The organism is Nonomuraea sp. NPDC050394 (assembly GCF_044459065.1).
Classification (GTDB): Bacteria; Actinomycetota; Actinomycetes; order Streptosporangiales; family Streptosporangiaceae; genus Nonomuraea.
The window spans coordinates 292,058-315,146 of the sequence record NZ_JBITIO010000008.1 but is presented as its reverse complement, the minus strand read 5'-3'; the positions used below and the strand labels follow the sequence as shown (position 1 = coordinate 315,146).

The 23,089-nt window shown below is 71.7% G+C and carries 20 protein-coding genes; 10 read left to right on the top strand and 10 right to left on the bottom strand.

Going from position 1 to position 23,089, the window contains the following annotated elements; translation table 11 throughout:
• Positions 1–128 precede the first annotated feature (128 nt).
• From ACIBKY_RS30375 to ACIBKY_RS30365, 3 genes are read left to right on the top strand one after another with little or no spacing between them, the layout of a single operon-like run.
• Positions 129–1,742, top strand: a complete 1,614-nt coding sequence (locus ACIBKY_RS30375; protein WP_397101810.1) for an SPFH domain-containing protein — start codon at positions 129–131, stop codon at positions 1,740–1,742.
• On the top strand, positions 1,742–2,968 hold the full coding sequence (locus ACIBKY_RS30370) for an SPFH domain-containing protein (RefSeq protein ID WP_397101808.1): 1,227 nt from the start codon (positions 1,742–1,744) through the stop codon (positions 2,966–2,968). Before ACIBKY_RS30375 ends, ACIBKY_RS30370 begins: the two co-directional genes overlap by 1 nt.
• Before the next feature lie 9 nt (positions 2,969–2,977).
• Positions 2,978–3,751, top strand: coding sequence for a sporulation protein (locus ACIBKY_RS30365; RefSeq protein ID WP_184960928.1), 774 nt, complete (start codon positions 2,978–2,980; stop codon positions 3,749–3,751).
• A gap of 19 nt (positions 3,752–3,770) precedes the next feature.
• Here the strand turns inward: ACIBKY_RS30365 and ACIBKY_RS30360 are convergent, their stop codons facing one another.
• Positions 3,771–4,664 carry a PIG-L family deacetylase gene (locus tag ACIBKY_RS30360; RefSeq protein WP_397101806.1) on the bottom strand — a complete coding sequence of 298 codons (894 nt, stop codon included), beginning with the start codon at positions 4,662–4,664 and terminating at the stop codon, positions 3,771–3,773.
• A gap of 158 nt (positions 4,665–4,822) precedes the next feature.
• Here ACIBKY_RS30360 and ACIBKY_RS30355 point away from each other — a divergent pair, with 158 nt between their 5' ends.
• From ACIBKY_RS30355 to ACIBKY_RS30345, 3 genes are read left to right on the top strand one after another with little or no spacing between them, the layout of a single operon-like run.
• Positions 4,823–5,890: a hypothetical protein gene (locus tag ACIBKY_RS30355; RefSeq protein WP_397101804.1), complete on the top strand. Its 1,068-nt coding sequence runs from the start codon at positions 4,823–4,825 to the stop codon at positions 5,888–5,890.
• Entirely contained in the window at positions 5,868–6,491 is a 624-nt protein-coding gene (locus ACIBKY_RS30350) for a hypothetical protein (protein ID WP_397101802.1), read from the top strand. The genes ACIBKY_RS30355 and ACIBKY_RS30350 overlap by 23 nt, the downstream gene beginning before the upstream one ends.
• Entirely contained in the window at positions 6,491–7,330 is an 840-nt protein-coding gene (locus ACIBKY_RS30345; RefSeq protein WP_397101800.1) for an inositol monophosphatase family protein, read from the top strand. Before ACIBKY_RS30350 ends, ACIBKY_RS30345 begins: the two co-directional genes overlap by 1 nt.
• Positions 7,331–7,490: 160 nt before the next feature.
• On the opposite strand, the gene ACIBKY_RS30340 is transcribed toward ACIBKY_RS30345, so the two are convergent.
• Both ACIBKY_RS30340 and ACIBKY_RS30335 read right to left on the bottom strand, forming a co-directional pair.
• Positions 7,491–9,554 carry a phosphocholine-specific phospholipase C gene (locus tag ACIBKY_RS30340; protein ID WP_397101798.1) on the bottom strand — a complete coding sequence of 688 codons (2,064 nt, stop codon included), beginning with the start codon at positions 9,552–9,554 and terminating at the stop codon, positions 7,491–7,493.
• A gap of 65 nt (positions 9,555–9,619) precedes the next feature.
• The gene (locus ACIBKY_RS30335) at positions 9,620–10,780 is read right to left on the bottom strand and encodes an SLC13 family permease (protein ID WP_397101796.1); all 1,161 of its coding nucleotides are present in this window, start codon (positions 10,778–10,780) and stop codon (positions 9,620–9,622) included.
• 57 nt (positions 10,781–10,837) lie between these two features.
• Between ACIBKY_RS30335 and ACIBKY_RS30330 the strand changes: the two genes are divergently transcribed.
• From ACIBKY_RS30330 to ACIBKY_RS30320, 3 genes are all read left to right on the top strand, one after another.
• Positions 10,838–16,396 carry a TIR domain-containing protein gene (locus ACIBKY_RS30330; protein ID WP_397101794.1) on the top strand — a complete coding sequence of 1,853 codons (5,559 nt, stop codon included), beginning with the start codon at positions 10,838–10,840 and terminating at the stop codon, positions 16,394–16,396.
• A 74-nt stretch (positions 16,397–16,470) separates the two neighbouring features.
• Positions 16,471–17,439 (top strand): alpha/beta hydrolase, encoded by a 969-nt coding sequence (locus ACIBKY_RS30325; protein WP_397101792.1) that lies wholly within the window; start codon positions 16,471–16,473, stop codon positions 17,437–17,439.
• Between the two features lie 14 nt (positions 17,440–17,453).
• Complete coding sequence (locus ACIBKY_RS30320; protein ID WP_397101790.1) at positions 17,454–18,464, top strand: helix-turn-helix domain-containing protein; 1,011 nt, start codon at positions 17,454–17,456, stop codon at positions 18,462–18,464.
• Positions 18,465–18,503: 39 nt separating this feature from the next.
• Here ACIBKY_RS30320 and coaE read toward each other — a convergent pair whose 3' ends face one another.
• Genes coaE through ACIBKY_RS30295 form a run of 5 tightly spaced genes read right to left on the bottom strand, consistent with a single transcriptional unit; the run spans position 18,504 to position 21,564 of the window.
• Positions 18,504–19,106 carry a dephospho-CoA kinase gene (gene coaE, locus ACIBKY_RS30315; protein ID WP_397101788.1) on the bottom strand — a complete coding sequence of 201 codons (603 nt, stop codon included), beginning with the start codon at positions 19,104–19,106 and terminating at the stop codon, positions 18,504–18,506.
• A 4-nt stretch (positions 19,107–19,110) separates the two neighbouring features.
• Positions 19,111–19,566: a GNAT family N-acetyltransferase gene (locus tag ACIBKY_RS30310; RefSeq protein ID WP_397102162.1), complete on the bottom strand. Its 456-nt coding sequence runs from the start codon at positions 19,564–19,566 to the stop codon at positions 19,111–19,113.
• Between the two features lie 12 nt (positions 19,567–19,578).
• Positions 19,579–20,097, bottom strand: coding sequence for a DoxX family protein (locus tag ACIBKY_RS30305; RefSeq protein WP_397101786.1), 519 nt, complete (start codon positions 20,095–20,097; stop codon positions 19,579–19,581).
• Positions 20,098–20,137: 40 nt separating this feature from the next.
• Positions 20,138–20,701 carry a PadR family transcriptional regulator gene (locus ACIBKY_RS30300; RefSeq protein ID WP_397101784.1) on the bottom strand — a complete coding sequence of 188 codons (564 nt, stop codon included), beginning with the start codon at positions 20,699–20,701 and terminating at the stop codon, positions 20,138–20,140.
• Positions 20,702–20,730: 29 nt separating this feature from the next.
• Positions 20,731–21,564, bottom strand: coding sequence for an alpha/beta fold hydrolase (locus ACIBKY_RS30295; RefSeq protein WP_397101782.1), 834 nt, complete (start codon positions 21,562–21,564; stop codon positions 20,731–20,733).
• A gap of 64 nt (positions 21,565–21,628) precedes the next feature.
• On the opposite strand from ACIBKY_RS30295, the gene ACIBKY_RS30290 reads away from it, so the two are divergent.
• Entirely contained in the window at positions 21,629–22,087 is a 459-nt protein-coding gene (locus ACIBKY_RS30290; RefSeq protein ID WP_397101781.1) for an SRPBCC domain-containing protein, read from the top strand.
• A gap of 74 nt (positions 22,088–22,161) precedes the next feature.
• On the opposite strand, the gene ACIBKY_RS30285 is transcribed toward ACIBKY_RS30290, so the two are convergent.
• Together ACIBKY_RS30285 and ACIBKY_RS30280 are read right to left on the bottom strand one after the other, a co-directional pair.
• Complete coding sequence (locus tag ACIBKY_RS30285) at positions 22,162–22,482, bottom strand: plasmid stabilization protein (protein WP_379612957.1); 321 nt, start codon at positions 22,480–22,482, stop codon at positions 22,162–22,164.
• A 215-nt stretch (positions 22,483–22,697) separates the two neighbouring features.
• Positions 22,698–23,057 (bottom strand): STAS domain-containing protein, encoded by a 360-nt coding sequence (locus ACIBKY_RS30280; protein ID WP_397101778.1) that lies wholly within the window; start codon positions 23,055–23,057, stop codon positions 22,698–22,700.
• Positions 23,058–23,089 lie beyond the last annotated feature (32 nt).

The following is a 23,089-nucleotide window of genomic DNA, read 5'->3' as shown; positions in this document are numbered from 1 at the left end:
AGTAGGTCTACTACATTGATAGCACACCTACTATGCGCCGCAATACATCTGTGACAGGGCATTGCAAGCGAACAGTAAGTCGCACCCGATACGGTCAAGAGCGGCCTGAACAGGAAAAGAGAGGTGCGATGTCACGACCCAGAGAGGCCCTGATCCAGGCAGGCCAGGGGATAGCCCAAGCGGTGGTTCAAGGCGGCGACCTGCGGCAGGCGGTCGGCCAGGCGGTGGACCAGGCAGGGCAGCAACTCGCCGCCCAAGCTCCTGGGTTCGCCCTCAACCCGCACGACTTCGCGGCCGCCCGCGACGGCGGTGTGTCGACGGGCACGGTCATCGAGGCCAGGAGCGCCTCGCTCAACGAAGCCGGCGAGATCGTCAACCGCAGCTTCAGCGAGAACGGCATGCACGTCATCTCCCCCGTCGTGATCCCCAAGGGGACGACGGCCAAGGTGGTGGTGCCGCTCGGCATCCTCGTGGTGCTCGGCCTCATCGGCGCGCTCGGCGGCATCATCCCGAACACCGACCTGTTCTTCGGCCCCCACTACTGGCTCGTGCTGGTGCTGGCCGCGGTGTTCCTGTGGTGGCGGCGCAGCGTCGTCATGGTGCCCGAGGGCTGCAAGGCGCTCATCACCAAGTTCGGCAAGCTGGTGCAGATCGCCGACCCGGGCCGGGTGACGCTGATCAACCCATGGAAGCGGGTCAGCTACATCGTCAACACCACCCGCGAGTACCCGTTCAACGCCCCGATCAGCGAGGCGCCGACGCAGCAGGGCGTCAAGGCGAGCGTCGACCTGTTCCTGCAGTTCAGGATCGAGAACCCGGCGGAGTTCATCTTCGTGCTCGGCTCGGTCAGCGGCTTCCAGTCCAAGCTGCAGAACTCCGTCAGCGAGGTCACCCGCTCCCTCATCTACGCCCAGCGCGCCGAGGACATCTACGACCTGGTGGGCGAGAGCACCCAGGGCATCCTGGAGAGCCTCAACCAGCAGTTCCTGCCCGCGGTACGGCTGACCGACGTGAACATCACCCACGCCGAGCCCTCCAGCCAGGAGTACCGCATGGACCTCGCGGCCCCCGAGATGGTGAGGGTGGCCAAGGAGGCCTACACCTACGAGTACGAGCTCCAGCTGCGCAAGGAGCAGAACGAGGGCGACCTGATCAAGGAGCTGGCCGGGCTGCAGGAGACGCTCAGCGCCATCCAGGCCGAGATCGCCGGCTACCAGGCCAGGATGGACACCGCCCTTGAGCGGGCCAGCCACCAGGCCAAGGCGCAGGCCGGGCAGCGCCTGGTCGAGGCGGAGTCCACGGCCAACGCCAACGCCGCCCTCCTGGAGGCGCAGGCGCTGGACATCAGGGCGCTGAGCGCCGCCGAGGCGCCGGAGATCCTCGACTACCGCTTCCAGCAGGACCTGCTGGCCAAGCTGGAGTCGGTGGCCGCGAAGCTGCCGCAGGTGGTGCAGGTGGGCGAGGAGACCGACATCGACTTCCTCGCGCTGGCCCAGCAGCTGATCGGCGGCAAGGGCGCGGCGCTGTTCTCGCCCGAGGACATGGCCGCCATCCGGGGCAGGCTCGACGAGATCGGCCGCCGCGTGGCCGCCCGCGAGGACGAGATCGCCACGCTTCTGAAGAAGGTCGCCCAGCCGGCCGACGCCACCGAGCTGCCGGAGATCGCGGCGGATCCGCCCGGCGACGCGGACAAGACCGTGGAGCGTCCGCTGCCTGCCGTACAGAAGGAGGGTGAGCTCTGATGGCGCGCGAGTTCTCGAAGATCAAGGAGTCACTGGCCTCCTGGTCGGACATCAGGCAACTGCTGCGCGGCGGCGAGCAGGGCCAGCTCGTGCCGGTCGTGATCCCCAAGGACCGGCGCGGCTTCGCGTGGATGGCCCTGATCTTCCTGGCCCTGTACTTCGCCGGGCTGGCGATCTTCTCCGGCTGGCTCTGGGCGGCTCTGTCGGCCGCGGCGCTGGTGGTGATCGCGGCCGTGTGGATGTGGCGCAAGGCCATCATCGAGATCGAGGAGGGCACCACCGGGGTCCGCAGCAGGTGGGGCGCGATCACCGGAACGCTCCCGCCGGGCCGCCACTACCTCTGGCTGCCGTGGGACCGCGTCGACGCCGTCGTCGACACCTCCACCGAGATCCCCTACTCGGCGCCGATCGTGGCCTGCCCGACGGCCGAGAACGTGCCGCTGAAGTCGATCGAGTTCTTCCTGAAGTTCCGCATCGTCGACCCGGTCGCCTTCGTGCGTACCATCGGCGCGGGCAACTTCGACCTCGTGCTGTCCAGCGCCGTCCAGGACGCCATCCGCCAGCGCAGCCGCCGCGTCAACACCGAGCGCGCCTACGACCTGCGCGGCTCCGACGTGGGCGACATGCAGGACGCGCTCAGCCGCCAGCTCGGCCGGTACGGCGTGCGCATCATCGGCGCCAACATCCCCGACGTCCAGTTGCCCGACCAGTACCAGCAGCACCTGGCCACCCGCGAGAAGGTCGCCAAGGAGCTGTCCGCCTACGAGCGCGAGTGGGAGCTGACGCGCAAGCGCCGTATCGACACGCTGCTCATGGAGATCGAGCGCTCCAAGAAGACCCGCGACGCCCGCGTCGTCGAGGTCAAGGCCGCGCACAACAAGGCCCGCAAGGACGTCGCCCGCATGCTGGAGGAGCAGGAGACCGAGGCACAGCGCGTGCGCTGGGAGATCGAGGCGCGCGGCCGCGCCGACCTCACCGCCGCGGAGAACGAGGCCAAGGCGCTGCGCAGGCTGGCGGAGTCCTACCGTGACAACCGCGCCGTCCTGCAGTACGAGCTGGCTCGCCGCCGCCTCGACGTCGGTGCCAAACTGGCCGAGAGCGCACCCCAGCCCCTCGTGGTTCGTACGGCCGGCGGCCAGTCCGACCCGATGTCCACCCTGTTGCTCGCCCAGCTACTCCCCCGGCTCTCCGGCTCCCACGGAAACGGGTCAGGCACTACCTCTTAGGAGAACCCCATGGTGTTCCGCAAGTTGAAGGCCGCGTTCGGCGCCGGCGTCGAGGTCGACACCGTCCTGAGCAATGCCACCGTCCGCCCGGGTGAGATGCTCCGCGGCGACGTGCACTTCAAGAGCAGCGGCTCCGACTACAAGGTCGAGGGCATCCACATCGAGTTCACCGCCGTGGTCGAGATCGAGAGCGGCGACAGCGAGTACCGCTCGACCTACAGCTTCCTGCGCCAGCAGGTGTCGGGGCCGTTCCACCTGGCCGCGGGGACCTCGCACAGCCACCCGTTCGAGATCCCGGTGCCGTGGGAGACGCCGATCAGCGCGATCGGCGGCCACGCGCTGCCGGGCATGCGGCTGGGCGTCCAGACCGAGCTGGCGCTGGCCGGCGCGCTGGACAAGGGCGACCTCGACCCGCTGTTCGTCAGCCCGCTGGCGGCCCAGGAGCACATCATCACGGCCCTGGACCGGCTGGGCTTCGGCTTCAAGAAGGCCGACCTGGAGCGCGGCACGCTGTACGGCTCGACGATGCCGTTCTTCCAGGAGATCGAGTACTACGCCGGCGGCCAGTGGCGGCGCCACTTCAACGAGCTGGAGCTGACCTTCATCGCGGGCCCGTCCCAGATGGACGTCATCCTGGAGGCCGACAACCGGGGCGGCTTCCTCAGCTCGGGCGGCGACTCCTACAACCGCTTCACCGTCCGCTACGGCGACCACCCCGGCGCCGCCGAGCAGGCGCTCCAGCAGGGCCTTGAGGCGATGGCCCGCCGCCGCGGCTGGTTCTAGAACGCTCCCGCCGCCTGGCTCACGGCCCGAACGTCCCGGGCCGGACGAGGTACATCCTCCTGAGCCAGGCGGCGTAGCGCGGCCCCGACTCGGCGCGGTAGTCGTGGCGCCGGTAGACCTGGAACGCGGCCTCCTTCAGCCGCCTGGCCCGCCAGTCGAGGTTGGACGGCCAGCCGGTCATCGTGTAGCCGCGGTAGGCCAGCAGCCTGAGCTTCATCCCCCGCGCGGCCTCGGCGGCGAACTTGGCCGAGGCCGTGTGGTCGGTGTGGTCACCGTGCCAGTCGGGCGGGTTGGGGTCGAGGGTGCGCAGCACGGTCGGCCGGTAACGCTGGTAAAGCGCGCGCAGCGTCGCGAGCACGTCCTGCCTGCGTACGCACGGGTGCGGGCACGGCCCGGTGAACCTGCGCACACAGGCGTCCCTGGCCCACATCCTGGACAGCGCGTCGTGCCCGCCGTCGGCCCGGGGGTCGCCGCCGTCGGGCAGCCCGGCGAAGACGAGCCTGATCCTGGGACTGGCGGCGAGGGTGTCGACGCGGACCGGCAGCCTGCCGAGGCTCAGGACGCGGGATCGCCAGACGTTCGGCACCCCGGCGAGGTAGGCGTAGGCGGCCTTGATGCCTTCCTGCCGGCCGCGGACGTAGGCCCGCGGGTCACGGTCGTCCTCCACCCCGGTCGGCCCCTCGCCGGCGGTCAGGTAGATCGTCGTGGTGACCCGCCCGCCGGCGACCGCGCCGAACAGGTCGGGGCTCATGAAGAGCAGGTCGTCGTCGGCGTGCGCGACGACCTGGACGAAGCGGTCGGCCCGCTCGGCGGCGACCACCTGTCTCATCGTCCACGGCAGCACCGGGCAGACCGTGAACACGACCAGCACCAGAGCACACACGACGGCCCCCGCCGCCCTGACCCACTTCATCCCCGTTTGCAACCCCCACAACTAGCGTAAGGGCAGGTCAGCGGCGTACCTCATCAAAGGGGTGGATTCTCGCCTCCTCCCCAGGTACGGGATCATGCTCTGGTGGTCGCATGACCCGCTCGTTACCATGACGTGGGGGAACTGACTGATCGTTGCGGATGCGGGGCGAGACGATGGGGCGGGTCGGCGCGGCGCTGAGGCGGGTCGCTCCGTGGGCGGCGCAGAACGCCGACGGCGCGATCGCGCTCGGCTTGGCGATCACCGTGGGCATCCTGGGGATCATGCCGGAGGAGATCTTCGGCGATGAAGGCGAGAAGATCCAGAACCAGCTCGTCAGCGCCGCGACGCTGGTCATCCTCGCGCTGGTCGCCACCGCCCTGCTGCGCGACCGGCTGCGCCAGGCCCCCGTCGAGGCGACCATCACCTCCGGCGCCCTGTCCGAGCTCCCGGTCCGCCTGGCCCGGCTGGAGCAGATCGAGACCCTCGTCACCGGCACCCGCCGCGCCCTCGACGAACTCCAGCTGGTCAGGGTCCTGGCCAGCCCGCTGGAGATCGCCCAGGCGCACCGCGACGCCCGCAGCGGCACCACCCGGTGGAGCTTCAAGGGCGGCACCGGAACGTTCCTGCGCGCCGTCACGCTGCCCGAGTGCGTGGTGGCCGCCCGCAAGGACAAGCGCCACCTGACCGTCCGCATCGAGATCATCGACCCGACCAACAACGAGGTCTGCGAGGCGTACGCCCACTACCGCCGCTCGCTGGCCGACGCCCCGGACGTCACCGGCGAGACGTGGACCACCGACCGGGTCAGGAAGGAGTCCTTCGCGACGATCCTGGCCGCGTTCTGGCACCGCCAGCGCTACGGCCTGCTCGACATCGGCGTGGGCCTGTCCTCCACGATGACCACCTTCCGCTGGGACCTGTCCGCCTCCAGGGTGATCATGACGATCGAGGACCCGAACCGCGCGATGACCGCACTGGCCGGAACCTTCTACTACGAGAGCTGCGACACCGAGCTCCGGCTCAGCCTGGAGCAGGCGCGCCGGGTTCCGCTGGAGTCCTACAAGCACGTACCGCTGAGCGACGAGCCCACGGTCGAGGAGGTCCAGGAACTCTTCCGCGGGATCGAGCTGCCGCTGCCCAGGACGTACAACGATCGCGACATCGTCGACATCGCCCGCAAGGCCTTGCGGGCCAAGGATCCGTATGAGCTACCGCAGCGCACATGAGGAACTCACCGCGGCGCGCGCCCGCGCATGGGTGAGCACCGCCATCCGGGGGGACTTCCACGGTGTGCACCATCCGCTGGGGTTCGTCTGCCTGCCGCTCGAACGCGCCGGCGGCGACGGCGTCTGCCTGCACCTGTGGTCGCGCCGCCTGCCCGGCGCGGGCAGCACCACCTCGCAGATCCACTGCCACAGCTGGGACCTGGTCAGCCACGTCCTGTACGGCCAGGTGCGCAACGTCCACGCGGTCGTCACCGACACGCCCGCCGCCGAGGCCACCCACCGGGTGTTCGAGGTGGTCAGCGGTGACGACGGCGACCGCATCTCGCCCACGCCGCGCACCGTGCGCCACTCGACCGGGCTGGTCGAGGTGTTCGGCGCCGGTGACACCTACACGCTGCCCGCCGACAGCTTCCACTCCAGCGTCGTGCCCGAGGGCGGCGAGGCCGCCACGATCGCGCTGGGCTCCGGGCGCACCGGCAGCCGCGACCTGTCGCTGGGCCCGCTCGGCGCGCCCGGCCACCACGTCGCCCGCCGCCCGCTCGACGACGGGGAACGGGCGCTGGCCGTCCAGCTGGTCCTGACTCACTGTGGGGGTCCGTGATGGATCTGGAGCGTGCGCGCGAACTGGCCGTGGAGGCCGCGCGGGCGGCCGGGCGGCTGCTGGCGGCCGGCACGGCGGACGCGTTCGGCGTGCACGCCAAGGGCGCGGCCGGTGACGTCGTCACCGACCTCGACCTGGCCTCGGAGAAGGTGCTGGTCGAACGCATCCTGACCGCTTATCCCGGCCACGCGGTGATCGCCGAGGAGTCCGGCCTGCTGGGCGCCGCCGGGGCGGAGTGGACCTGGCTGGTCGACCCGCTCGACGGCACCAACAACGTCGCCATCGGCCTGCCCGCCTACGTGGTGGGGCTGGCGTTGTGCCACGCCGGCCGTCCCGTGCTCGGGGTCGTGCACGACCCCGTGACCCGCCAGACGTGGTCGGCGATCCGCGGTCACGGGGCGCTTTCTCCTTCGGGTGTACGGCTGGCGCCGCCCGCCCGCCCCCTTCCCCACGGGCCCCTGCTGGCCTGGACCCAGGGCTACACGGTCACCCGCGACGACGCGACCGTCCTCGGGCTGAAGGCGGCCCTGGAGCTGCACTCGCGGCGCGTCCTGCAGCTCTGGGCCCCGTTGCTGTCCTGGGTCATGCTGGCCAGGGGGGACATCGACGGCATGGTCGGCTACCGCGCGGAGGCGGTCGACCTGCCCGCGGGCGCGTTGATCGCCCAGGAGGCGGGGATGGAGATCCGGGCGCTGGACGGCTCGCCGTTCGACGAGAACGTCAACGGCACCGCCGAGGACCGCAGCTTCGTCGCCGCCCACCCCGACACCCTCCCCACCCTCCTTCCCCTCCTCACCTCGGCAACCCACCCCGACGCAGGTCACCGCCACCCGGGGTAACCCCACACGGAGCTGACCCCACACAGGGCCAACCTCACACAGAGCCAACCCCACACAGAGCCAACCTCACACGGAGCCAACCCCACACAGGGCTAACCTCACACGGAGCCAACCCCACACGGGGGAAACCCACATGGGGAAACCTCGGAGGGATGGCGGGTCAGCCGGTGATGCTGGGGCGGCCGTTTTCGACGTGGCCCATCAGGCGGCGGCGGTAGGACGGGTCCTCCTCGCAGGTGATCTCCAGGTCGTACCAGCCGTGCGAGCCCTCCAGCGGCCACACCACCTGCCGGTACTGCCGGGCCCGCAGCGGCACCGCCTGCTCCTTGCCTCCGTAGGCCAGCGCGCGGACCCGCAGCTTCACCCGCGAATCGCCCAGGTTGGTGATCTCGACGCGCAGCCGCCGCGGGTCGATGTCGATCACCGCCCGCGCCTCCACCCGGCCCGCCGCCGCCGACAGCGTCCCGGCGAACTCGCGCCGGAACCCGTTCGGCCCGGTCACCACCAGGTGGTAGGCATCCCCCACCGCCACCCGCCGCGTGCTCACGCCCTGCACGTCGAAGTGCCGCGGCAGGTCGAACTCCCCCTTGTAGGGGTAGAGCGTCATGTGCATGCTCGCCGCGCCGGTGTTGGCGAGCGTCACCTCCAGCTCCTTCCCGAGCGCCCGCGCCCAGGCGTTCGGCTGGTACGGCAGCGCCCGCGCCGGCTTGGTCCCAGGCTCCTGCTCCGGCATCGACTGGCTGGCCGGCGGCGCCGGCTTCCACCGGCCGCTGAAGGCCGGGACCGGCGCCGGGGTGGCGGGTGCGGGGGGCTGGGCCGTACCGGAGAAGTCGAAGGCGGAGGTGAGGTCGCCGGCGACCGTGCGGCGCCAGGGCGTGATGTCGGGGAAGCGCACGCCCAGCCAGGTCTCCAGGAAGCGGCAGGTCGAGCTGTGGTCGAAGATCTGCGAGGCCACGTGGCCGCCGGCGGTCCAGGGCGAGACGACCGTCATCGGGACGCGGATGCCGAGGCCGATCGGCTTGCCGTCGTACCAGTCGGAGGTCTGCTCGGCGGGCGGCAGCGGCGGCGGGACGTGGTCGAAGAAGCCGTCGTTCTCGTCGTAGGTGATGAACAGCGCGGTCGACTGCCAGGTCTCGGGGTGGGAGGCGATGGCGTCGAGGATGTCGTAGGTGATGCGGGCGCTCTGCAGGGGTGAGGAGGCGCTCGGGTGTTCGGAGTCGGCGGCCGACGGCACGATGTAGCTGACCTCGGGCAGGGTTCCGGCCTGGACGTCGGCGCGGAAGGAGGCGGCCAGCTGCTTGGCCGGCACGCGGCGCAGGCCGCGCTCGAACAGCTCCCGCTCCTGCGGGTCGAGCTTGGCCACGCCCTCCTCCAGGCGGGCCAGGAGTTGTCCGCGCCTGGGCTCGGCGGCGCCACTCACCTGGCCGTAGAAGGCGTCCATGCTCTTGAAGTCGCCCTGGAGCGCCTTGCGGGCGACCTGGCGGAAGCGGGCGAAGAACTCCAGGTTGTTGTCCTGGTAGTTGTCCCACTCGTGGTAGACCTTCCAGCCGCGGCCGGCCGCCTGGAGGATCTCGCCCGCGTTGGCCCAGGTGTAGCCCTGGTGGGTGTCCTCGCTGTAGGCGGCGTTGTCGATGGCCCGCTTGGTGGTGCCGGGCTCGTAGCCGGTGTGGCCCGAGACGTGGTAGTTGCGGTTGGGGCTGGTCGAGGAGAGCACGGAGCAGTGGTAGTTGTCGCAGATGGTGAAGGTGTCGGCCAGCTCGTACTGCAGCGGGATGTCCGCGCGGCGGTAGAAGGTCATCGTGGCCGGGCTCTTGGCCGGGATCCAGCCGTCGTGCAAGCCCTTGGCGGCGGCGCGCTGGCCGTCGTTCCAGCCGTGGGCCAGGGCGCTGATCCACTGCAGGTCCTTGCCGACCAGGTCGGCCGCCTCGCGTACCGGGAAGGGCAGCACGCTTCCCGTCCCGTTCGGCTGCTCGTAGACGGGCTTGCCGTTCCTGAGCGTGACCGCGTTGCGGTCGGCGAAGCCGCGCACCCCGCGCATGCTGCCGAAGTAGTGGTCGAACGAGCGGTTCTCCTGCATGAGGAAGACCACGTGCTTGATGGCCGACAGGCCACCCCGGGGGACGGGCATGGCCAGGGCCCGGTGCACGGAGAGGGGCAGCAGCGAGCCGGCCGCGATGCCGGCGCCGAGGGCCAGGAAGCCGCGGCGAGAGGGTGCGAGAGACATGGCGGAGAGCGTGTCAAAGGTAGGAAACTATCCCATTACGGGCGAGTGGCGATCATGCGAACAGCTCATACCGCGCCCAGCGCCCAGACCGCGGCGACCAGGGCGGTGACGGCCAGGACCGCGCCGGTGAGCAGGAAGCGGCCCATCGGCACCTTCACGCCGTGGCGGCGGCACGACTCGAACCACAGCAGAGTCGCCAGCGACGCCCACGGCGTGATGACCGGGCCGACGTTGGTGCCGATCAGTACGGCGAGCAGCTGGTCACGGTCGGCGACCTCCTCCAGCGCCTGGTAGGCGGGCAGGTTGTTGATGGCGTTGGACAGGCCGGCGCCCACGGCCGCGGTGCGGTAGGGATTCTCGCCGCCGCCGATCATCCAGGTCATGACGTCGGCCAGGCCGTGCAGGCTGAGCGCCGGGACGACCAGGAACAGGCCGGTGACGAAGATGAGGAGCTGCCAGGGGATCAGGCTCCAGGTCAGGCGCTTGCGGTCGCGCACGAGGAATGCCGCCACGACGATCAGCGCGGCCACCGTCGCGGCCACGTGGACCGGCTGGTCGAACAGGAGCGCGCCGATGAACAGTACGCACGCCGCCGAAGCCGCCCAGAACAGGACGGTGTCGGCGATCGGCTCCAGGCTCGGCGGGGTGTAGCGGACCTCGCCGCGGCGGCCCCCGCGCCAGAAGAACAGCCAGAGGAACACCATCGTCACCGCGATCGCGGCGGCCTGGGGCGCCCACATGCGGGTGGCGAACTCCCGGTTGGACATCTGCAGGGCGTTCATGGCCAGCAGGTTCGTCAGGTTGGAGACCGGCAGCAGGAGGCTCGCGGTGTTGGCCAGCCAGATCGTGGTCATGGCCAGGGGCAGCGCCGCGATGCCCGCGCGGGCGGCCAGGGCGAGCATGACCGGGGTGAGGAGGACGGCCGTGGTGTCCAGGTTCAGAAATATCGTGACGAAGGAGGCGAAAGCCGTACACAAGAAGAAGAGCGCGAGATAGCTGCCGCGCCCGAACACCGCCATCCTCGCCGCGATCGCGTCGAAGACCTGAGCCTCCTTCGTCAGCTCGGCCAGAACGATCACGCCGACGAGGAACAGCAGCAGCGGAGCGATCTCGTCGAACTTCTCCACCGCCACGTTCAGCGGCAGCCAGCCCGTCGCCACGAAGATCAGTCCCAGCGCGAGCAGCCCGATCCTGACCCAGTCGAGCGCGGACGGTCGCCTCCACACCCGAAGATGATCGCACACCACCTCCAAAACGCCGATCCCACGCGGAATACTGGGCAGATGGCGCGTGACGGAAGGCCCACGGACATCTTCGTCAGCTATTCCCCCGCCGACACGGCGTGGGCCACATGGATCGCCTGGCAGCTGGAGGCGGCCGGATACCGGACGATGATCCAGGCCTGGGACTTCGTGCCGGGCACGAACTTCATCGACTTCATGGACCGTGGCGTCAGCGAGGCGCAACTGGTCGTGGCGGTGCTCTCGCGCAACTACCTCACCTCGCGCTACGGCCGCATGGAGTGGCAGGCGGCGCTGCGCGCCGACCCGGACAACCCCTCCAACAAGCTCGTCACCATCCGGCTGGAGGACGTCCAGCTCGAAGGGCTGCTGTCCACGATCACGTGGGTGGACCTGCTGGGCGTGACCGACCCCGGCCTGGCCAGGGCGCTGCTGCTCGGCCGGGTACGCGAGTCGCTGGCGGGCCGGGCCAAGCCGGAACGGGCGCCCGCCTTCCCCGACGGCACGGGCGAGCCCGCCCCCGCGCCCACGCTGCCGGAACCCGGCGAGCGCTCACGTGCCAGGCGCACACCCGTGACGGCGCCCGGCTTCCCGCCCCAGGCGGAGGCGGCCCGCTCGCGCGAGTCGGTCAGCGTGCTGCACGTCGGCGGGCCGCGCTTCGGCCGGGCGCTGCCCGACCCGGGCGAGCCGTTCACGCCCGAGGACATGCAGGCGAGGATCTGGGCCGACCTGACCGGCATGTACGACAGGGGCATGCCGCGTCCCGACCTGATGGTGGTCAGCGGCAACCTCACCGAGTCCGGCAGCCTCGGCCAGTTCGGCCAGGCCACCCGCTTCCTCACCGACCTGCGGCACCTCATCGGGCTCGAACCACACCGGCTGGCCATCGTGCCGGGTCCTCGCGACGTCACCAAGGCGGCAGCGAGCGCGTACTTCCTGACCTGCGAGGCCGACGACGTCAGCCCGCAGCCGCCGTACTGGCCGAAGTGGCGGCACTTCGGCGGGCTGTTCGCCGAGGTCTTCCAGGGGCTGGACGACCGGGTCTTCGACGGTGGGCAGCCGTGGTCGATGTTCGAGATCCCCGATCTCAAGGTCGTCATCGCGGGCTTCAACTCCACGATGGCGATGAGCCACCTGGAGCGCGACGCGTACGCGCTGCTCGGCGAGGGCCAGGCGGCCTGGTTCGCCGAACGGCTGCGCCCCTACGAGGAGCGCGGCTGGCTGCGGCTCGGCGCGATCGGCCACCCGGTGCGCGACCTCAGCGACGCCGCCACCTACGAGCGCCTGCTCGCCCACCGCGTCAACCTGCTCCTGGACGGGCCCGAGCTGCGGCCGGGCCGCCACCGGGTGCTGGAGCTCACCCGCGAGGGCCTGCGCGCCTGGGCGCCCGACGGCCCCGGTGAGCCCGAGCGCGACAAGCGCGCATGGCGCTCGGCCCAGGAGACCTTCCGCGCCGACCAGAGCGGCCCGCCGGTGCCTGGGCCGGTCCCCGACACCGAGCCCGAACCCGCTCCCCCCGCTCCGCGACCGGTCGACCTGCTGCTCGACCGGCTCACCGAGGTCTGCGAGGCCAGGCACGAGCGGGCCAGGGTCCGCCGCTTCCCCGACCATCTGGTGGTCACCTACCCCGAGGACGGGTTCGTGCGGCTGTCCATGGTCGGCGCGCACGTCGGCACGCCCGCCACCGAGGACGCCGAGCGCTTCGTCCGGCAGGCGCACGCCACCGGCCTGCAGGGCGAGCTCGTCTACCAGGGCGCGCCGCCGGAACGTTCCCTGCGCGAGGACCTCATGCGCCGGGGTGTACGCCTGCGCAGCTTCACCGAGTTCCAGGGCCTGCTCGACCTGTCCGGCTACGTCGCCGAGCAGACCACCAGGCTCGTCGGCGACCGCCGCTACCCGCCCGACCTGTACGTCCCGCAGCGCTACCGGGCGCTCGACCGCCCCGGCAGGGTCGAGCAGGGGCTGACCGACGAGATGATGCGCCAGCTGGCGGCCGACCACGGCCGTTTCCTGCTGCTGCTCGGCGAGTTCGGGCACGGCAAGACGTTCGCGCTGCGCGAGCTGGCCCGGCGCATCCCGGCCGAGCTGCCGCACCTGACTCCGATCTTCATCGAGCTGCGGGCGCTGGACAAGGCGCACTCGGTCGACGCGCTCGTCGCCGCGCACCTGGCCAACCACCGCGAGGAGGTCATCGACCTCAAAGCCTTCCGCTACCTGCTCGCGCAGGGGCGCATCGTGCTGCTGTTCGACGGGTTCGACGAGCTGGTGACCCGGCTGACCTACGACCGGGCGGCCGACCACCTGTCCACGTTGCTGGCCGCCGCCGTGGACAAGGCGAAGATCGTGGTGGCCAGCCGTACACAACACTTCAAGTCGCAGAGCCAGGTGCTGACCACGCTCGGCGAGCGCGTCGGGGTGCTGCCGCAGCGGCGGGTCTTCGCCGTGGAGGACTTCACGCACGCCCAGATCCGCACGTACCTGGAGAACCGGTTCACCGACGGTGACGAGGCCGTGGCCCGCATGTCGCTCATGGAGGGCATCAAGGACCTGCTGGACCTCGCGCAGAACCCGCGCATGCTCAGCTTCATCGCCGACCTGGACGCCGACCGGCTGCGTACCGTGGCCACGACCCGCCACACGATCAGCCCGGCGCTGCTGTACGAGGAGATCCTCAGCTCGTGGCTGCGCTTCGAGGAGCAGCGCACCAGCATTCCCGGCTCGGCGGGGATGCTCAGCGTGGACGAGCTGTGGCGGGCCGTCACCGCGCTGGCGCTGCGGTTGTGGGACACCGGCGAGGCCTTCCTGGGCCTGGCCGAGCTGACCGAGCTCGCCGAGACGCTCACCGACCTGGCCGACGGGCAGCTCACCGGCCCGCAGACCGCGCACGCCGTGGGCACAGGAAGCCTGATGGTCCGCACCGACGAGGGCATGTTCGGCTTCATCCACGCCTCCGTCATGGAGTGGCTGATCGCCCGGCACATCGCCGCCGGCCACTGGGAGGCGCTGTCGCGGCGCCCGCTTTCGGCGCTGACCGTGGAGTTCCTGTGCGACCTGGCCGACTCCGCGGCGCTGCGGGCCTGGCTGGCCGACCCGCCGGCCGACGACGTGGCCACCGCCAACGCCATCAAGGTCAGCACGCGGCTGCGTACGCCCGCCCAGGCCGACCTGCGCGGCGCGGACCTACGCGGCGAGGACCTGTCCGGCCGTGACCTGACCGGTGTCGACCTCACCGGCGCCGACCTGACCGGCGCCACCCTCGCCGGCACGAACCTGTCGCGGGCCAGGCTGAACGCGGCCAAGCTGGCCGGGGCCAAACTCGACGGCGCCCGGCTCACCGGCGCCGACCTGTCCGGCGCGGACCTGTCGGGGGCCCGCCTGGCCAAGACCGACCTCAGCGACGTGGCCGCCGAGGGCACCCGCTGGCACCGCGCCTCGCTGATCAACGTGAGCGGCACCCTGCCGCCGATGTCCGAGCTGCACGGCGCCGCCGTCGTGCCGGGGCATCCGGTCGAGGTGCAGCTCGCGCCGGCCGGGATCGGCGTGCCGTACGGTTTCCACTTCCAGACCACGCGCCTGCCCGAGCCCGTCGCCTACAGCGCCGACGGATCCACGCTGGCGATCGGCAACCAGGACGGCGGCGTGCTGCTGTGCGTGGACGGCCGGCCCGTACGCACGCTGCAGGAGCACACCGGTCGTGTCTACGCCGTCACCTTCGCCGGGGACGTCCTGGCCACCGGGGCCAGCGACGGACAGGTGCTGCTGTGGGACGCGCTCACCGGCGAGCTGCGCCACCGCCGCGTCGGCCACCCCGACGGCGTCTGGCCGCTACGGCTCAGCCCCGACGGCGCGCTGGTCGCGGCGGGCGACGCCGACGGCGTCATCCACGTGTGGGACACCGCCACCGGCGCCCTCGTCCACGACCTGAGCGGCCATCAGGCGCCCGTGTTCACCGCCGCGTTCGTCGGCGGCGCGCTGGTGACCGGCGACGCCGGGGGCGTGGTGCGGGTGTGGGACGTGGCGACCGGCCACCTGGCCGGCTCGCTCGGCGGGCACCGCGGCGCGGTCTACCGGGTCGTGGCCGGCGGCCGGTGGGTGGCCACCGGCGACGAGGCCGGCACCGTCCGCGTCTGGAACGCCACCACCTGGGCCCTGGAGCAGACCCTGACCGGGCACTCCAGAAGCGTCTACTGCGTGGCCTTCTCCCCCGGCGGCAACCTGCTGGCCAGCGGCGACACCGCGGGCGTCGTACGGCTGTGGGACCCGGCCAGCGGCACGGCGCACGGCGTCCACACCAGCCACTCGGCCGCCGTCTACCAGGTCGCCTTCTCCCCCGACGGGCACACCGTGGCCACCGGTGACGCCAACGGGGCCGTGCGGCTGCAGGACGTCGGGGGCGGCCGCCGTACCGAGCTGAGCGGCCACCGCAGCTCGGTGTGGCCCTTCGCCTTCCGCCCCGACGGCGAGCAACTGGCCACCAGCAGCAACGACGGCACCGTCCGGCTGTGGGAGCCGGCCACCGGCCGCTGCCAGCAGGTGCTGCGCGGCCACGGCAGGCGCATCTCCTCGGCCCGGTTCAGCGCCGACGGCTCCATGCTGGCCACCAGCGGCAACGACGGCATCGTCCGTATCTGGGAGCCGCGCACCGGGCGCCGGCTGCGCGAGATCACCGGCAGCGCCGACCGGCTGATCTCCGCCACGTTCGCCCCGTCCGGGCCGCTGCTGGCCACCTCCAGCAACGACGGCGGCGTCCACTTCTGGAACGGCGCCACCGGCGACTACGAGCGCGAGCTCAACGCCGAGACCGACCACGTGTGGGCCGAGGCGTTCAGCCCCGACGGCTCCCTGCTGGCCACCGCCAACGACGACGACAGCGTGCGCGTCTGGTACCGGCCCACCGCGCGCCTGCTCAGCAACCTGGCCGACCATCGCGGCCGGGTCCGCTCGATCGCGTTCAGCCCCGACGGCCGCTTCGTCGCCACCGGCTGCGACGACCGCCTGGTGCGCATCTGGCACGTCGACTCCGGCGGGCGCGTGGCCACGCTCGAAGGCCACGCCGACCGCGTCTACTCCGTCGTCTTCTCCCCCAACGGCAGGCAACTGGCCAGCGCCAGCAACGACGGCAAGGCCATGGTCTGGGAGCTGCGCCCCGGCCAGCCGTGGCAGCCGCGCCTGCTGCACACGCTCACCAAGAACGTCGGCCGGCTGTGGAGCGTCACCTTCTCGCGCGACGGCTCCCAGCTGGCCACCGGCGGCGACGATCCCGCCGTGCGGGTGTGGGACACGGCCTCCGGCCGTCTCCTCCACACGTTGTACGGCCACGCCCGCCGCGTCTGGTCGGTCTCCTTCAACCCCGCCGACGACCTGCTGGCCAGCGCCGGCGACGACGGCGTGGTGATCCTCTGGGAGGGGGCCGAACGCAGGGCGACGCTGCTGGGGCTGCCGGAAGGCTGGGCGGCGCTGGCTCCCGACGGCAGGTACAAGCTGGAGGGGCAGGTCGGCGGCCAGTTCTGGCACGTGGTGGGGATGTCGAGGTTCGAGCTCGGGGAGCTGGACGCGTACCTGCCGGGAGTGCGGCAGATCCCGCTCGAGGCCGGCATCTGAACCCGCCAGATGGCGGGTTGTGTCCTCCACGTGGCGCTCGCGGGCGGGCTGAGCCGTAACGCACCATGAACGACATGAGCACACCACCGCCGTTCGACCCGGAACTCACCGCCGCCCTGGAGATGTTCGGGGAGGCCGTTCCCTCGTCGATCACGCCGGACATGATCCCGGAACTGCGCGCGGCCCGCGTGGGCCTGCCGCAGCTCACCGACGAGGAACTCAGCCGGGACGGCGCGCTCGTCATCGCCGACCACACCGCGCCCGGCCCGGCGGGCGAGCCGGACATCACGCTGCTCGTGGCCCGGCCCGCGGCCGCCGCCGCTCCCGTGCCCGCCCTCTACTACGTCCACGGTGGCGGCATGATCGTCGGCAACCGCCGCCAGGGCCTGCCCGACCTGGCGGACCTGGCGCTGGAGCTCGGCATCGCCATCGTCGCGGTCGAGTACCGCCTGGCGCCGGAGAACCCCCATCCCGCACCCGTCGAAGACTGCTACGCCGGCCTCGAATGGACCGCCAAGAACGCCACGGAGCTGGGCATCGACCCCGAACGTATTGTCGTCGGCGGCGCCAGCGCGGGCGGCGGGCTGGCCGCCGCCGTCGTCCTGATGGCCCGCGACCGCGGCGGGCCGGCGATCCTGGGCCAGCTGCTCATCTGCCCCATGCTCGACGACCGCAACGACACCCCGTCCGCCCACCAGATGGCCGGGCTGGGCATCTGGGACCGCACCGCGAACGAGACCGGCTGGACCGCGCTGCTCGGCTCCTCCCGGGGCGGCCCCGACGTGCCGCCCTACGCCTCGCCCGCCCGCGCCACCGACCTGTCCGGCCTGCCGCCCGCGTTCATCGACGTCGGCTCGGCCGAGACCTTCCGCGACGAGGACGTCGACTACGCCGTGCGTATATGGCGCGACGGCGGCCGGGCCGAACTGCACGTGTGGCCCGGCGGCTTCCACGGCTTCGACAGCTTCGCCCCGCAGGCCGCGCTCTCACAGGACGCCAAGGAGGCGCGGCTGCGCTGGCTGCGGCGCCTGCTCGGCGGCTGAGACATGATGGCCGTGTGAAGGAGCTCGCGGGCAGGCTGTCCGCCCCCGACCCTGACGCGGGGGCGGCGCTTCAGGTGATCGCGTACTTCGACCGGCTGGTGGAGGCGCGGGCCGGGCTGGAGGCGATCGTGCGGGGCGCGGCCGTACTGGCCGGGTGCCCGGTCCGCCTGGTCGACGACGAACGCAACGTCCGCGTACGGGTGCTGGCCGACGGCCGCCGCAGCGGCCCCGCCGCGGACCGCTGGCACGAGCGGGTGGATCTGGCCTGGCCGGTCGGGGCCGCGCCCGGCGGGGCCGTGCGGGTGTGGCTGGAGATGCCGGGACCGGCCGGGCCCGTGCGCGCGGTGGTGCTCGAACGCGCCGCCGTGGCCGCCAGGGACGTCCTCGACCGGACACGGGGACGGGCTCCCTCGCGCGACGACGCCGCGCTCGTCGAGCTGGTCCTGGACGGCACCGCCCCGGAGCGGGCCCGGCTGCGCGCCGCCCGCTCCCTGGGCCTGGAGGTGAGCGGCCGGGCCAGAGCAGTGGCCTTCGCGGGTGGCGAGCCCAGGGTCGTGCCCGCCGGCACCGATCCCGGTTCGGCTACTCCCGCCCGCAGGACCGGTGTCGGGCCCGCCGTACCCGTGCGCGAGCTGCCCGCCTCCTGGCCGCTGGCCCGGCTGGCGCTGCGGCTGGCCGCCGAGGGCACCGACCAGGATCCCGGCCCGCGCGTCGTCCTCTACGACAGCCTGGGCGGACTGGCCGCGCTGGCGGCGGCGGTTCCCGCGGGCGCCGACCCCGTACCGGACGTGCACGCCCTGGAGCATGCCGCCTCCGCCGCTCCCTGGATGCTCGCCACGCTGCACACGATCGCGTACGCCACCAGCCTGCGAGCCGCCGCGGCCCGGCTGCCTGTCCACCACTCCACACTCCAGGACCGCCTGGCCCACGCCGAACACCTCCTCGGCTGGACCATCCGCGACCCCGAGGGCCGGCTACGCCTGCAACTGGCCCTCACCCTGCGCCGGCTCCACCGCCATCCATGACCGAGCTCATCCGGGCGCATCAAGCGGTCCGGCCTCTGACTAGCCTCGGCCCGCGCGTCGCCGCAGTTCCGCCCACGCCTCCTCCACCCGCCCGCCCAGGTCCTCCAGCGAACCCTCGTTGGGCACGACCAGGTCGGCGATGGCCAGGCGGGCCTCGCGGGAGGCCTGGGCGGCGATGCGGGCCTTCGCGTCCGCCTCCGGCATGCCGCGGTGGTCGGCCAGGCGGCGGATACGCGTGTCGTCGGCGGCGTCCACGACGATGACCACGTCGTACAGGGGAGCGAGTTTGTTCTCGGCCAGCAGCGGCACGTCGTAGACGACGATGGCGTCGGCGGCGGCCTCGTTCTGGAGGGTGGCCACGCGCTCGCCCACCAGCGGGTGGACGATGGCGTTGAGGGTGGCGAGCTGGTCGGCGTCGGAGAAGACGATGGAGCCGAGCTTCTCGCGGTCCAGGGTGCCGTCCGGGCGGAGGATCTCCCGGCCGAAGGCGGCGACGACGCGGGCCAGGCCGACGGTGCCGGGTTCGACCACCTCGCGGGCGATCTTGTCGGCGTCGATCACCACGGCGCCCTTGGCGGCCAGGCGTCTGGACACTTCGCTTTTACCGGAGCCGATCCCGCCGGTCAGTCCCACCTTCAGCACGTGATCAGCGTACCGAGACCGGGCGGCGCAGATGCACCAGCGTCAGGTGGTCGTCCATCCGCTCGCGGTGCGTCTCGCGGTAGCCGAGCTTGTGGTACAGCCGCAGGCTCATGGACAGGTGCCCGGTGAACAGGTCGAAGGCCGTCGCCTGCGGCACCCGCTCGTGCAGGGCTGCCAGCAGGGCGGTGCCGACGCCCTGGCCCTGGCGGTCGGGTGCGATGACGAGCCGGCCGACCAGGCACGTGGTGCCGGACAGCTGACCGCGTACGGCGCCGACGATGCGGCCGCCGTCGACGGCCTTGAGGACCGTCGCGCTCTCGACGGCCTTGCGCACCTGCTCGGCGGACTCCACGAGCGGGGCGATGAACGGGTCGCCGTAGAGCTGGGCCTCGGTCACGTAGGCCGCACGCTGAAGCGTGAGGATCTCCCCGGCGTCGGCCACGACTGCCCGCTCTATCAGCACCCGCCCACTTTACTCATCCTCGCCGGGCGTGTCCCTGCCACGCATCGACAGTACGGCCGCCGCAGCCCCGGCCCCCAGCACGAGGGCGGCCAGCCCCCACCCGATCCCCTTGCGGTCCAGCCCGAGTACCGCGTCCACGGAGAACCGGCCCGGTCCGTGCACGGCCAGCGCGGTGGCCCCGATGCCCAGGAGCATCGGGTACTCGAATCCTCCGTGCTGCGCCCACAACCCCTTGGGCAGGTGGACGGAGACGATGGCGTTCGTCATGACGGAGACGAGCCCGGCGGAGGCGAGCGGAGTGGCGGCGCCGAGTGCGATCCCGGCGCCCGACCCGAACTCGCCGAGCCCTGCGGCCAGCGCCATGAGCTTGCCGTGGGGGTAGCCGAGCGCGGTCATCATCTCGCCGGTCTCGTCGGGCCCGCCCCCGCCGAACCAGCCGAAGAGTTTCTGCGCGCCGTGTCCCATGAGCAGGAGTCCCGCGGGCACCCGCAACAGCAACACCCCGACATCCTCCGCATTGTCCTTCATGCAGAGGTATATACCCATTTGAGGTGACAAATCCGGATTGTCAGGCGTCGTCGGCCATCGTGTACGCCCCCTGGCGCAGCCGTTCGATCAGGCCCAGCGTCCACTGGGCGCCGCTGTCGGCCGTGTGCACCCACATCCCGAGCACCTCGCCCACCGCTCCCCACGCCCGCGGATCCGCCTCGGGCGTCCACTCCTTGGTCACCGCGGCCCGCCACTCCTCCAGCCCCTGCACCCGCCGCAGCAGCAGCTCGACCGCCTCGGCCCTGGACAGGTCCTCGATCAGGCCGACGCCCGCGGTGATGACGTCCAGCCGCTGGTCATGGCGGGTCAGCGCGTCACGCAGCAGCGTGAAGTACGCCTGGTCGCCAGTCGCCGTGATCTCGTACTCGGTACGCGGCGGGCCACCGGCGGTGCTCGGGGCGACGTCGTGGGCCAGCATCAGCCCCTGTGCCGCCATCTGCTTGAGCCCGTGGTAGATCGAACCCGGCTTCATGCCGGCCCACTCATGGGCGCCCCAGGACTCCAGGTCACAACGCACCTGGTAGCCATGGGCCCGGCCGCGACGGCGTACCGCACCCAGGATCAGCAGGCGTGTCGCTGACATCGTCCACCCTTCGTCGCCCTCACCCGAGCCTATGCGCGGCAGGCGCGCAGGAAGGCCGCCACCACCAGCGCGTACTCATCGGGACGCGTGGCCAGCGGCGAGTGCCCGCCGTCACTGAAGCGGTGCGGCGCCGCACGCGGGTACAGGGCGCGCAGCAGCCGGCGCGCCTCGGCGTCCATCCCGGCGTCGTCGGCCGACTCGATGATCATCAGCCGCCCCGGCCATCCGTCCAGGTCAGACGGGGTGTAATGGCGAGCGCAGTAATCGAGGGCCAGCTCGGCCATGGCGACCTGGTGCGCCTTGGTGTCGAGGGCGGCGGCCTCGGCGAGGAACCCGGTCCAGAAGGGCCCGGCGGAGGTGGCCTCGGTGGCCTGCCGGCGGATGAGGGCGAGCAGGTCGCGTTCCGGCATCGCCCGCATACGGTCCAGACGCGCGGTACGGGCGGGCAGGTCACGCCCCCAGCCCTCGGGCGTGGTCGTGTTGGCGAGGATCGCGTGGCCGATCCGGCCGGGGATCGCGCGCAGGAGCGCCTGCAGCAGGAAGCCGCCCATCGAGGTGCCCCAGGCCACGTGCACGGCGGACACGTCCTCCGCGTCGAGAACGGCCTCCACTCCGGTGACGACCTCGGCGACGGTGCTCACGGCGGGGTAGGTGGGGGCGATGACGCGGTACTCGTCCTCGAAGGCCGAGATGAGGCAGAAGAGCGATTCGCCCAGCCGCAGCCCACCGGGCAGCAGCAGGAGGGTGTCAGGGCCGCTCCCCGCGACGTGGTAGGTCCAGCCTGCCGCCTCGGCGGCGGGATGGGCCGCGCGGAAGGCGGCGAGCCGGTCGGCCTGGGTCTCTCCGGGGTCTAGGAGTCGCACGCTCACCTCTCCGGCCGCGAAACGCGATCTCCTGACAGCGTACGGCGGACCGTAGGGTGGGCCTATGTCCACGACCCAGGTCTCCCGGCTGGTACGAGCCCCGCGAGCGGCCGTCTACCAGGCCTTTCTGGACCCGAGCGCGATCGCGGCATGGCGGGTGCCCGACGGGATGAGCAGCCACGTGCACACGTTCGAGGCGTGGGAGGGCGGCTACTTCCGCATCTCGCTGACCTACCACTCCCCCGGCGAGGCGGGAAAGTCCGGCGGCCACACCGACACCTACCACGGGCGGTTCGCGCAGTTGGTGCCGGACGAGCGGGTGGTGGAGGTCGTCGAGTTCGAGAGCGCGGATCCGGCGCTGCGCGGCGAGATGACCATGACGACGACGCTGACCGACGCGGACGGCGGCACCGAGGTCGTCATCCTGCACGAAGGCCTCCCGGAGGCCGTCTCGGCCGCCGACAACGAGACCGGCACCCGCATGGCCCTGGACAACCTGGCCAAACTCCTCGAAGCCCGCTAACCGCGCTCCGGGCCGCCGGCCGATGGGCCGGCGACCCGGGAGGGGGTTTACGAACGGGGCATGGCGACGGCGGCTCAGCCGACCGCCTTCAGCAACTGCGCCTTCGTCATCTTCGAGCGGCCCTTGATGTCGCGGCGCTTGGCCTCGGCGTAGAGCTGGTCGCGCGTGCGTCCGCCGGCGCCGGAGTGCGAGCGCAGCCCGCCGCGACGGCCGGAGGAGATGTCCTGCGTGGAGGTACGGCTGGCCGTCTTCGACTCACCCGCCCGCGCCCGCTCCTTGTTGACCGTGCGGGCCGCGATCTCCTTGGCACGCTTGTCGCTCGTGCCGCGCTTCTTGGCGCTGTCCTTGATGTGCTCGTACTGGCGTTCCCGTTTCGGGCTTGATCCCCGAGGCATGCTCTTGTCCTTTCGCAAGGGCCGGAATGCGGGCCCTGCTCGTCAAGTTCTCCCAGCTCACCTCTGCCCGCATAACACCCTCAATCACCCCATCGTCCAACAAAATGCACCCGACCCCCCTGCCACTCTGGGCGGAGTCCGGGCCGCGGATGATCGGACAGCGGGCTCACGCGTCGCGGCAGGCCCGGACGAAGCACAAGCGAAAAATCCGCTCGTTAGGGTCGATGTCCGTTTGTCGAGACGGCCACCCAGGCCCGTTCGAGGGTGTCGTGGACGTTCAGCCGGTCCAGCACGCCGGTGATCCGCAGGACCCGGACCGGGATCGGCTGAACGGCGGCCAGATGCACGTGACCTCCGTCGTGCTCGCCGAACAGATGGGCGCTCAGCAGCACCTTCAGCCCGCTGCTGTCGAGGAACGTCATCCCGGCCAGGTCCAGCACCACCGGCACCCCGGGACGGCGGGCGTCCTCGATCGCGGAAGCCAGGACGGCGGAGTTGGTGGCGTCGACCTCACCGGTGACGCGGATCAGCGTGGCGCCGCGCGTATCCTCGCAGCTGACGTCGAGACCGCTCACCGCACCAGCTTAACCCCGATGACCTTTTCCGG